This window comes from Corynebacterium sp. HMSC075D04, assembly GCF_001815635.1.
GTDB classification, from domain to species: Bacteria; Actinomycetota; Actinomycetes; order Mycobacteriales; family Mycobacteriaceae; genus Corynebacterium; species Corynebacterium coyleae.
Genome location: NZ_KV821308.1, coordinates 1 through 1,717 on the forward strand (window position 1 = coordinate 1; position 1,717 = coordinate 1,717).

Genomic DNA, 1,717 nt, shown 5'->3' on the forward strand with positions numbered 1-1,717 from the left:
CGAACTGGACCACCTACATCAGATCAGACACAGGCACAAAGCACTCACCCGCGACGAACTCTTGGCTTGGGCCTCGTCGTTCGGTTCTGCAACGCACGCAGTCATAGCGATGATCCTCGATCGTAATAGTGCCGCCGTCCCCCGCGGACTTCTTCAAGCTCGCAACGTGCTGGCCAACCTGGGCAAAAAGCACAGCAAAGCCACCCTCGAGCCGGCGTGCCAGCAGGTCTTAGAAAAGAAGCTGGCTCCAACTATGGCTGTGATCAAGCGCATCCAGACTGACATTGCGCACGCTCAGCAGCACCCTGCTGCACCAGGGCGAAGGACACAGCCCGCGACGAAGAACCAACAACGCCCAAGCACCCCGCTTACCAGCGACGCAGCTGATGCCGTCTTCATCCGGCCTGCTGACCACTACGAAAACTAGAAGGAGTGTTAACCATGAGCAACATCGACGACGAAACAGTACGGGCAAAAATGCGAAAGCTTCGCGTATCGACCTTCGCTGATGTCTTCTACGAGATTGTCAACGACGAGGCCTACGCGGATGCGCTACCAGAGGACATCTTCCTCGCAGCAGTCGAAGAGGCCTACACACAGCGGCAACAACGCAACATCGCCAAAGCCATCACCCAGGCACAATTCCGATACCCGGATGCGAGCCTTGCTGAAGTCACCCGGGCAGAACAACGCGGCATCAACATGCGCCAACTGAAACGAATCGCGGCGACGAACTGGCGGGAAAACCCGACCAACATTCACATCCTCGCACCGACCGGAACAGGGAAAACATACATAGTCTGCGCCATCGGCGTCGCCGCATGTCAAGCCGGATACTCCGTGGCCTACTACCGGCTAGACCAACTCGTAGACATGTTGGCGGTCTTCTCACCGACTGACCAAAACTACCTCGATAAGATGCGGAAACTGATCAATGTCGATGTCCTTATCATCGACGATTTTATGACCATGAGCATCAACCAGCGCGGGCAAGAAGACCTGAGCAAGATCATATTCGACCGCGACGGTCGGCTCCCAACACTGATCTCCTCCCAATCGGCCGCCGCCTATTGGGTCGAAGCCCTCCCCGACAGAGTCGGAGCCGATTCACTCGTTAGCCGCCTCAACAACGGCCACCGAATCCGCATCGGAGACTTCGACATGCGCAAGGCCACCGCCCCAATAGAACCGGACGAATAAGACAAACAGCCGGGCCGACTCCGTCGGCCCGGCCCCGGTACCAACTACCCGGAACACAGCAGTACCGGGTCTCCGGAACACCGGTACCAAAAACCCGCATCTGACAGGCGACAAGCCCGCGAAGTCGTCGACCTGTTAGAACCAAAGTTCCCGCAGGTTGCGGCCTATCTAGAAGAGTCGCTCGATGACGTGTTGGCGTTTACCGCAGCACCGAAACCAGTCTGGAAGAAAGTCTGGTCCAACAACCCCACCGAACGGTTAAACCGGGAGATCCGCCGGCGCACCGACGTTGTGGGCATCTTCCCGAACCGTGAATCCATCATCCGGCTTGTCGGCGCGGTGCTTGCCGAGCAGCACGACGATTGGATCCAGCAAAAACGCTACATGTCACTATCCGCACTCGAGCACACCAAACACCTCATGCACCAAACTGGAGGTGAACATGGCGAACATCACCAGCTAACCGCCTAAAAAACCCCGAACTGAAGTGCCCCGAGTTTTGTTCCTAGGCATTTGC

The 1,717-nt window shown here is 57.2% G+C and carries 1 protein-coding gene and 2 pseudogenes; all 3 read left to right on the forward strand.

Going from position 1 to position 1,717, the window contains the following annotated elements:
* A pseudogene (locus HMPREF3048_RS02690) lies at positions 1-427 on the forward strand (IS21 family transposase); the annotation flags it as partial.
* A gap of 14 nt (positions 428-441) precedes the next feature.
* Positions 442-1,200 carry an ATP-binding protein gene (locus HMPREF3048_RS02695; RefSeq protein WP_070614232.1) on the forward strand — a complete coding sequence of 253 codons (759 nt, stop codon included), beginning with the start codon at positions 442-444 and terminating at the stop codon, positions 1,198-1,200.
* Positions 1,201-1,305: 105 nt separating this feature from the next.
* Positions 1,306-1,671, forward strand: a pseudogene (locus HMPREF3048_RS02700) (transposase); the annotation flags it as partial.
* Positions 1,672-1,717: the final 46 nt, after the last annotated feature.